We start from the raw sequence: 9,356 nt of genomic DNA, 5'->3' as shown, positions 1-9,356 counted from the left end.
GCCGTGCGTTCCGTGCACCGCCCGCGCCCGGTGGTACGGGCATCCCGGACCCCTCCGCCGGGAAGTGCTGTGCGAAAGGAGGCCCGCCATGTCGCTCACCGCCCCCCGTGTCGGAACGGCCCCGGGCGCGCTGCCCGTTCTCGGGCACGCGTGGGAGCTGCGCACCCGCCCGCTGGAGTTCCTCGCCGCGCTGCCCGCCCACGGCGATCTGGTCGAGATCCGGCTGGGCCCCTCCCCCGGGTATGTGGTCTGCGCGCCGGAGCTGCTGCGCCATGTGCTGGCCGACTCGCGCACGTTCGACAAGGGCGGCCCCTTCTTCGACAAGGCACGGGCGCTGTTCGGGGACAGCCTGGCCATGGCGCGCTGGGCCCAGCACCGCTGGCAGCGCCGCCAGCTGCAGCCCGCCTTCCAGACGGCGCGGATCGCGGGCTACGCGGAGGTGATGGGCGAGGAGGTCGCCCGGATGACCCGGTCCTGGCGCGCCGGGAGCACCGTGGGCCTGGTCGACGCGCTGAACGCGCTCGCGCTGCGGATCGTCACCCGCAGCGTGCTCGCGGCCGCCGCCGAGGACCGGGCCGTCGCGGAGTTCCAGCGCTCCCTCCCGCCCGCCGTCGAGGGCCTCTACCGCCGTACGCTCACCCCGGTGCCGCTCCTGCACAGCCTGCCCACCCCGGGCAATCTCCGCTACTTCCGCGCTCGCCGGCGGATCCGCCGGGCCACCGACGACGTCATCCGCGCCCAGCGCGCGGCGCCGCCCGACGACGGCGGGCTGGTCTCGCTGCTGCTGTCCGCGCGGCACGGCGAGCACGACGGCCCCCTCTCCGACGCCGACATCCGCGACCAGCTCATCGTCATGATCGGCGCGGGCTCGGACACCACGGCCAACGCGCTGGCGTTCGCCTACTGGCTGCTCGCCGGCCATCCGGCGGCCGAGGAGCGGCTGCACCAGGAGCTGGACGACGTGCTCAAGGGCCGCCCCGCCCGGTTCGACGACCTCGACAGCCTGCCGTACACCCGCAGCGTCGTCAGCGAGACGCTGCGGCTGTATCCCCCGGGCTGGTTCTTCACCCGCGCCACCACCGCCGAGACCGAGCTCGCCGGGCGGCGGCTGCCCTCCGGCACGACGGTGCTCTACAGTCCGTACATCCTGCACCGCCATCCGGGGCTGTTCCCCGAGCCCGAGCGGTTCGACCCGGACCGCTGGCTGCCGGAGCGCGCGGACGGGACGCCGCGCGGGGCGCTGGTCCCCTTCGGGGGCGGCAGCCGCAAGTGCATCGGCGAGCAGTTCGCGCTGACCGAGATGGCCCTCGCGCTGGCCGGGATCTCGGCGCGCTGGGCGCTGCGCCCGGCGCGCGGCACGCGGCTCACGCCCCGCGCGCTGGGGACGCTGAGCCCCGGGCCGCTGTCGATGGTCCCCCGGCCGCGGAAGGAGGCACCCGGGCACGGCTGAGGCGGATGCCCATGGCCGGTCCTGCGGATCCCGGGCACCCGGCATCGGGACTGCGCTCGCCGGCCCTGATCCCCCCCAGACTCGTGCGAAGCCGAGAGCTTGGGGCACCCGCGCCCTGCGACGCGTCAGCAAGGCGCAGTCGCAGCCCCTCGCTCAGGGGGCCGCACGTCAGGCGGTGAGCAGCGTGCTGCGCAGCAGGCCGACGATCTCCTCCGTCCGCTCGTGGACGAAGAAGTGGTCGCCGGGGACGGGGCGGAAGGTGAACGCGCCGGAGGCCCACTCCCGCCAGCCGCGCAGCGCGGCCGGCGGGACGCCGCTGTCCGCGAGCCCGGCCAGCACGGTGAGCGGACCGGCCAGCCGCCGCCCGACGGGCGGGGCGTAGGTCTCCGCGAGGGCGAAGTCGGCGCGCAGGGTGTCCGCAGCGCGCGTCACGGCGGACGGGTCCTCGAACATCTCGGCGGGCACCTGCCCGAGGAGCCCGAGCATCGTCATGAACGCCGCGTGCGGCAGCTCGTGCAGCTCCCACTGCCCGTCACCGGGGTCGCGGGGCGGGCGCTGGGCCGCCACGAACACATGCTCGGGCGAGCGGCCCTCGGCCTCCAGCCGGCGGGCCGTCTCGAAGGCGACCACCCCGCCCATGCTGTGCCCGAACAGCGCGAAGCGCTCGGTGAGCTGCCCACGGAGCGCGGGGAGCAGGGCGTCCATCAGGGCGTCCATGTCCGTGTACGGCGGGGCTGTGGCGTGCCCCTCCCTGCCCGGCAGCTGCACGGGAACGGCGTCGATCTCCGGGGCCAGCAGCCGCTGCCAGGCGCGGTAGGCCGAGGCGCCCTGCCCGGCGCAGGGGAAGCAGAAGAGGCGCAGCTTCCCCCCGCCGGGCGGCGGGAACGGGGTCCACGGTGTGGTGCCGGAGGTGCTCATGTGGCGATGATCCCAGCGATGGCGCGGACGGTGGGGTTCTCGATGAGGGTGGCGATCGGCAGGTCCGTCTCGAACTCCCGGCGCACCCGGGCCGCAAGCTGCACGCCCACCAGCGAGTTCCCGCCGAGTGCGAAGAAGTCGTCGTCCACGCCGACGTCCTCGATGCCCAGCGCGTCGGCCCACATCCGGGTCAGCCGCTCATGGGTGCTGCCCGCATCGGCCGGGGCGCTGCCGCCCGGGGCGGCGGGTGCGCCGGACCGGGCCGCGGGCACGGACGGGGCCGCGGCAGGCGCCGGACCGGGGGCGGCGCCGCCCCCGGTCCCCTCGATCACGTCCTGGGTGAGTCCCTCCACGGCGCGCAGCCGGGCGCTGACGCCCTCCGGCACCACGACCACCTGCGGGCCCACCCGGTCGCTCAGGATGTGCCAGAGCGCCTTGAGGCCCTCCTCCGGCCGGATGGCGAACTCACCGCCGAGTCCCGGCTCCTGCGCGGGCCGGGGCTCGGGCCCGGGGCCGGACTCGGGCTCGGCCTCGGGCTCGGGCTCGGGCTCGGGCTCGTCCGCAGGCTCTCCCCCGGCCGGCTCGGACGCCGCCGTCACGCTCGCGCGGAAGTCGGCCGGGTTCCAGGCGCGCACCGTGTAGCCGGTGACGTCCACGACTTCCCGGCCCGAGTCGTCCGTGAGGGTGATGTCGAAGGTGATCAGGTTGCCGTGCGCCCCGCGCCGCCGCGAGTAGACGTGCACGGTCGACGGCAGCGGCTCCCGCACGGTGATCCCGCTCACCGAGAACGGCAGATAGCTCTCGCCCTTCGCGCCGATGTCGGGCAGATAGACGGCGTTCGAGGTCGCGGCGTCGAACAGGGCAGGATGCAGCGGGTAGTCGGCGAGCTCGCCGGTGTAGGCCGGAGGCATCTCGATCCGGGCCAGGGTGGAGGAGTCGTCGCGCCGGATCTCGGCCATGTTCGTCCAGCGCGGCCCGAAGTCGATCAGACCCACCTCGGGTTCGTACGGCTCGGTGTCGGGCTTGACGACCGGGAAGCACTCGCGCAGCACCTCCAGATCCTGCACCGGCGGCGCCGAGCGCGGTGCCTCGCGCACCAGGCAGGTGGCGTGCTCCGTCCACTCCGCACCGTCGGCGGAGCTGGCGATGACCACCTGGTAGCCGCCCCGCTCGGGGGTGAGCGTGGTGCGGAGGGTGGTGGGCCCGGTCAGCGTCAGCACCGCCAGGAACGTCACATCGGACAGCAGCAGCGGGGCGTCCGGGGACAGCGCGGCGGCGCCCGCCGCACGGGCCATCTCCACATAGGCGGTCGCGGGCCAGACGGTCGTTCCGGCGACCCGGTGTTCACGGGCCACCCAGTGCGAGGCGGGGTCCATGGTGCTGCGGTAGCTGATCTCGCCGTCCGGGGTCTCGGTGCGCTCGCCGAGCAGCGGGTGCGTTCCCGCCCCGGCCTCCACGGCGGCTTCCGTACCCGGGTCCGCGACCGTTTCGACGACGGTCTCGGCGTCCGTTTCGGCGTCCGGGGCCGGGTCGAGGGCCGTCTGCGCGGGGCGCCGGGTGGCCAGCGAACCCACCTGGGCCGGGGCACCGGTCTGCAGCGCTCGGAAGGCAGCAGGCGCGAGCGCGTCCGCCTTGGCCGCCATGCCCAGTTCGGCCCACGCGTCCCAGTTGATGGAGACCGTGAAGCCGGGGCCGTCCGCCGCGCGGGCGTGCGCGTAGGCGTCCAGGAAGGCGTTGGCGGAGGCGTAGTCGGTCTGGCCCAGGTTTCCGGCGACGGACGTGATGGAGGAGAACAGCACCATCAGCTCCGCCTGCTCGCCGAGCAGCTTGTCGAGGACGAGGGTGCCCGCGACCTTCGCGGACAGCACCCGCTCGGCCTCGGCCCGGGTCTTGAGCGCCAGCAGACCGCCGCCGGGCACACCCGCCGTGTGGAAGACGCCGTGCACCGGTCCGAACTCCCGCTCGCCCCGCGCGAGAGCGGAGCGCATCGCGTCCTCGTCGGCGGCGTCGGCCTGGCACACCAGCACCTCGGCGCCGTACTCCTCGATCCGGCGCAGCCGGCGTACGGTCTCCCGCACCCCTTCATCGGGCCCGTCCCCGGCGTCCACGGCGTCCCACTCGGCGCGGGGCGGGAAGGCGGAGCGGGCGGTGAGGACGAGGCGGGCGCGTACGGCCCTGGCCAGCCCCTCGGCGACCGTCAGCCCCAGACCGCCGAGCCCGCCGGTGATCAGATAAGTGCCGCGCTCGCGGAGCGGGCCCGCCGCGTCGGCGGCGCGCGGCTCGGGGACCTGGCGGTAGCCGAGCGTCCAGCGCTTCCGGCCGCGCCGCGCGACCCAGCGTTCACCGTGCGGGGTGCCCAGCTCGTCCAGCAGGCCCTCGGCGTACCGGTGTTCGTCCAGGTCCAGGCAGCGGACGCGGAAGTCGGGGAGCTCCTTGGCCATCACGTCGCACACGCCGGTGACCGCGGCGCGCGCGGGCTCGACGGGCTCGGCGCCGGAGACGGAGCGGGCACGGGTCGTCACCACGTCCCAGCGGACGCCGGGCGGGAGGGACGAGGAGCGCTCGCCGAGGGCCTGGGCCAGGAACAGGACGCTGAAGAAGCCGAGGTCGAGCCAGCGGTGCGGGCTGTCGCCGTCCGTCTCGGCGGCGGTCGGCGGCCCGGCGAGCCAGCCGTGCAGGACGCGGTCGGGCAGTTGGCCGTCGGCCGTCAGGGACGCGACGAGCTGGTCGTAGTCCTCGCGGACGCCGGGGCGCAGCCGGTAGCGGCTGCCGGTGAGCCGGCCGAACCGGTCGCCGGGCTCGACGGTGACCACCTCGGCCCCGGCCTCCCTCAGCCGACTGACGGTCCCGTCGAGGAACGCGCCCCGGCGCAGCAGCAGCCAGCGCCCGGCGAGCACACCGGCCTCCGTGGCCGTGGCCGGGGCCATGCCGGTTGCCGTGGCCGGCGCCGGGACCGCGGCCTCGCGCCACTCGGGCTGGAAGAGGGAGCGCTCGATGGGGCGGCGCCCGCCCTCCTCCCCCGGCTCCCGGGCGCCGTGCGGAGCGGGGGCGCCGGCCGCGGGGCGCGGTTCGTCGGACGGGTTGGACGGGTCGAGCCAGTGCTCCTTGCGTTCGAAGGGGTAGGTGGGCAGCGGGACGCGCCGCCATCCCTCACCCCAGTACGCCGGCCAGTCGAGGGAAGCGCCCGCGCGCCACAGCTCCCCCACGGCGCGCGCCAGGCGCAGCGCGCCGTCCTCGGCGCCCTGCGGCTGGGGCATGGTGGGCACGACCGCGCGGTCCCGGCTGCCCGCGGCCACCGCCTGCGCACGGGTGAGCCCCGTCAGCACCTGCCCGGGGCCCGCCTCGACCAGCACCCGTCCCTCGTCCTCCAGGAGCAGCGCGGCGCTCTGCGCGAAGCGCACCGGGGCGCGCAGATGGCGCACCCAGTACGCGGGGTCGGTGGCCTGCTCGTCGGTGATCCACTCGCCGGTGACGTTGGAGACGAACGGCAGCTCGGGAGCGTTCAGTTCGACGTCGTCGAACTCGGCGGCGAAGTCGTCCAGCGCCGGTTCCATCATGGCGGAGTGGAAGGCGTGCGAGGTGTGCAGCCGCTGGGCGCGCACCCCGCGCCGCTTCAGGACGGCCTGTGCGGCGTCGACCGCCGCGTCCGGTCCGGAGACGACGGTCAGCCGCTCGCCGTTGTAGGCGGCGATCTCCACTCCGGCCAGGTCCGCCACCTCGTCGGGCGGGGCCGGGACGGCGAGCATCCCGCCGCCCGGGAGCGCCTCGACGAGCGCTCCCCTGCGCGCGACCAGCCGTACCGCGTCGGCCAGGGTGAAGACACCGGCGAGGCAGGCCGCGACATACTCGCCGACGCTGTGCCCTGCCATCGCGGAGGGGGTCAGCCCCCAGCTCGTCAGCTGCCGTGCCATGGCGTACTCGACAGTGAACAGCGCGGGCTGCGCCAGCCCGGTGCGGGTCAGCCGCTCGGCGGCTCCGGAACCGTCCGCCGGGTCCCCCTCCGGGCCGTGCTCCGAGCCGTGCTCCGGGCCGTCCTGCGCGGCGGCGAACATGACCTCGCGCAGATCGAGCCCGGTGTACGGCTCGGCGAGCTCGGCGCAGCGGTCGACGGCCGCGCGGAAGACGGGCTCCTGGTCATACAGCCGTCTGCCCATGCCGGGGTGCTGGGAGCCCTGGCCGGGGAAGAGGAAGCCGACGGTGCGCTCCGGCCCCCGCGCGGACGGGCCCGCAGCCGGCCCCGCAGCCGGGCCCGTCCGCGCGGCCGGGGAGCCGCCGGGGCGCAGGGCGCGCAGGGCGCGCAGGGCCTCGGCGGGCGTCTCGCCGTCGGCGGGGACGGCGGCGGCGCGGCAGGCCAGCGCCGGCCGGCCCTGGCTGAGCGTTGCGGCCGTGTCCCCCGGGTCCAGCTCGGGGTGCGCCTCAAGGTGGTCGGCCAGCCGGCCGCCGAGGGCGGCCAGCGCCTCGGGGGTCCGTGCGGAGAGCGGGAGCACGAGCGGGCGGGGCTGGAGGGGGCGCTGCGGTGCCGAGCCGTTCAGCCCGGCCCGCTGCCGCGCGGACTTCGCGGGCCGCGCGGGCTTCGCGGTCGGTACGGACTTCGCGGTCGGTGCGGGCTTCGCGGGCGGCACGGGCGGCGCCGCGGACAGGACGACGTGCGCGTTGGTGCCGCCGACGCCGAAGGAGCTGACCGCGGCCAGCCGGGTCTCCTGGTGCTCCGGCCACGGGGCGAGCGCGGTGTTGACGTAGAACGGGCTGTCCGCGAAGTCGATCGCGGGGTTGGGCTCGGTGTAGTTGATGCTCGGCGGGATCCGGCCGGACCGGATCGCGAGCGCCGCCTTGATGAGCCCGATGACGCCGGCGGCGGGGCCGAGGTGCCCGACGTTCCCCTTCACCGAGCCGATCGGGATGCTGCCGGTACCGGCCATGCCGAGCTCGCGGTACGCCTGGGTGAGCGCGTTCACCTCGATCGGGTCGCCGACGCGGGTGCCGGTGCCGTGAGCCTCGACGTAGCCGACGTGCCCGGGGTCGATGCCGAACTTGGTCATCGCCTGCCGGATGAGCATCGCCTGGCCCGCGACGCTGGGCGCGGTGAACCCGGCCTTCAGCGCGCCGTCGTTGTTGACGGCCGAGGCGCGGATGACACCGTGCACATGATCGCCGTCCGCGACGGCGTCCGCCCGGCGCTTGAGGACGACAGTGCCGACCCCTGTTCCGAAAATGGTCCCATCGGCCGCCGCGTCGAACGGGCGGATATGTCCGGTGACGGAGAACATACCGCCCTCGGCGGAGTGGTAGCCCGTCTTGCGCGGCAGCTCGACCTGGACGCCGCCCGCCACCGCCGCGTCGCACTCGCCGGCGCGCAGCGCCTGGCATGCCATGTGCACCGCGACCAGCGAGGTCGAGCAGGCGGTGACGACGTTGACGCTCGGCCCGGTCAGGCCGAGCTGGTGCGAGACGGACGTGGTGATGTAGTCGGTGGCGTTGGCGACCATGACGCCGACCTCGCCGAGGACGGCTGCGGCCTCCGGGTGGGCGCTGACGTTCCACTCGCGGTAGAAGTTCGGCGCGCCGCCGCCGTAGACGCCGACGGCGCCGGGCACCCGGAAGGGGTCGTAGCCCGCGTGCTCCAACGCGGTGTAGGCGGACTCCAGGAACAGCCGGTGCTGCGGGTCGGTGACCTGGGCCTCACGGGGCGTCAGGCCGAAGAAGGCCGCGTCGAACTCGGCGAGGTCCTCCAGGATCGGCTTGGCCTTGATGTAGTGCGGGTCCCGCAGCTCGGACTCGGGGATCCCGGCCGCGCGCAGCTCCTCGTCGGTGAACCGGGTGACCGACTCGACGCCGTCGGACAACTGGGCCCAGAAGGTGTCGAGATCCGCGCTGCCCGGCACGCGGAGCGACATGCCGATAACGGCGATGTCATCGGAATCGGGATTCGGCTGGGAGTCGGTCAGGCTCATGATGTGCACCCCGTGAACGATCTTATCGATGTTCGTGCATCCTGTACGGCGCCGCTGTCGCACGTCAATGCATACAGTTCGACAATGGCGTACGGTCGCCGGGAATCACGACAACCGTACGACTTGAGCACGAGCCGACCCGGGAGGAGAAACCGGTGCCCGAACCCACGTCCTACCGCCCCGGCGAGCTGTGCTGGGCCGACCTGTCCACACCGGACCCCGCGGGCGCCGAGCGGTTCTACACCGCTGTCTTCGGCTGGGAGTACGTGCACGCGGGCGCGGCGTACGACCACTACACCTACGCCGCGGCGGACCGGCAGATGGTGGCGGGCATCGCCCCGGCCCGGGACGGCGGCACGGGCTGGGTCGTCGCGTTCGCGACGGACAGCGCCGAGGCGGTGGCCGAACGGGTGCGGCAGGCGGGCGGCGACATCGCGGAGGGGCCCGAGGACTTCGGGGTGCAGGGCAGGAGCGTGCTCGCGGTGGACCCGGCCGGGGCGCACGTCGCCTTCTGGCAGCCAAGAGCGCATCTGGGCGCGGGCCGGGTGGGCGAACCGTCGTCGCTGTGCTGGGCGGAGCTGGCGGTGCGCGACGTGGCGGGGGCCGACCGGTTCTACGCCGCCGTCCTGGGCCTGCGCGCGGCGGAGCACGCCGCAGCGGGCAGCGCGGACTACGCCGCGTACCGGCTCGACGGCGAGCCCGTCGCGGGGCGGACCGTGCTGCGTGCCGGGCAGCAGGACGTCGAGCCGTTCTGGATGCCGTACTTCGGCGCGACGGATGCGGGGGCCGCCGTGCGCACGGCGGAGCGGGAGGGGGGCTCCGTACTCTTCTCCGGTGCCACCGGGGAGGGTGCCGGGCTGGCGGTGCTGGCGGACCCGTGGGGGGCCACGTTCGCGGTGCTGGAGCTCGCGGCGCGGGAGCCGGACGGCTCCGCGGGCGTCGGCTAGGGGGTGTTTCGAAAGCCCCGTGCGGCGCATGGGGCGTCCGGTGCGTGCTCTCGGCGTGCCGGGTGAAAGCCCTCGTACTGGGCGTACTCG

General features: G+C 75.2%; 4 protein-coding genes. 2 read left to right on the top strand and 2 right to left on the bottom strand.

What is annotated here, in order from left to right; translation table 11 throughout:
* The first annotated feature begins 88 nt into the window (after window positions 1–88).
* A complete protein-coding gene (locus G5C65_RS24385; protein WP_165301065.1) occupies window positions 89–1,450 on the top strand; it encodes a cytochrome P450 in 1,362 nt (453 codons plus the stop codon).
* A 168-nt stretch (window positions 1,451–1,618) separates the two neighbouring features.
* Here G5C65_RS24385 and G5C65_RS24380 read toward each other — a convergent pair whose 3' ends face one another.
* Complete coding sequence (locus tag G5C65_RS24380; protein WP_165301064.1) at window positions 1,619–2,368, bottom strand: thioesterase II family protein; 750 nt, start codon at window positions 2,366–2,368, stop codon at window positions 1,619–1,621.
* Window positions 2,365–8,319 carry a type I polyketide synthase gene (locus G5C65_RS24375; RefSeq protein WP_165301063.1) on the bottom strand — a complete coding sequence of 1,985 codons (5,955 nt, stop codon included), beginning with the start codon at window positions 8,317–8,319 and terminating at the stop codon, window positions 2,365–2,367. Before G5C65_RS24375 ends, G5C65_RS24380 begins: the two co-directional genes overlap by 4 nt.
* A gap of 155 nt (window positions 8,320–8,474) precedes the next feature.
* On the opposite strand from G5C65_RS24375, the gene G5C65_RS24370 reads away from it, so the two are divergent.
* Window positions 8,475–9,266, top strand: coding sequence for a VOC family protein (locus G5C65_RS24370; protein ID WP_165301062.1), 792 nt, complete (start codon window positions 8,475–8,477; stop codon window positions 9,264–9,266).
* The last annotated feature ends 90 nt before the right edge of the window (window positions 9,267–9,356 follow it).

The organism is Streptomyces boncukensis, from assembly GCF_011045075.1.
GTDB classification, from domain to species: Bacteria; Actinomycetota; Actinomycetes; order Streptomycetales; family Streptomycetaceae; genus Streptomyces; species Streptomyces boncukensis.
The sequence above is the reverse complement of the archived record's forward strand: the minus strand, read 5'-3'. Positions and strand labels throughout refer to the sequence as shown.

What these genes read in the sequence shown, in the direction of transcription:
- G5C65_RS24375 (WP_165301063.1), bottom strand. Translation starts at nt 8,319, where the DNA reads ATGAGCCTGACCGACTCCCAGCCGAATCCCGATTCCGATGACATCGCC.
- G5C65_RS24385 (WP_165301065.1), top strand. Translation starts at nt 89, where the DNA reads ATGTCGCTCACCGCCCCCCGTGTCGGAACGGCCCCGGGCGCGCTGCCC.
- G5C65_RS24380 (WP_165301064.1), bottom strand. Translation starts at nt 2,368, where the DNA reads ATGAGCACCTCCGGCACCACACCGTGGACCCCGTTCCCGCCGCCCGGC.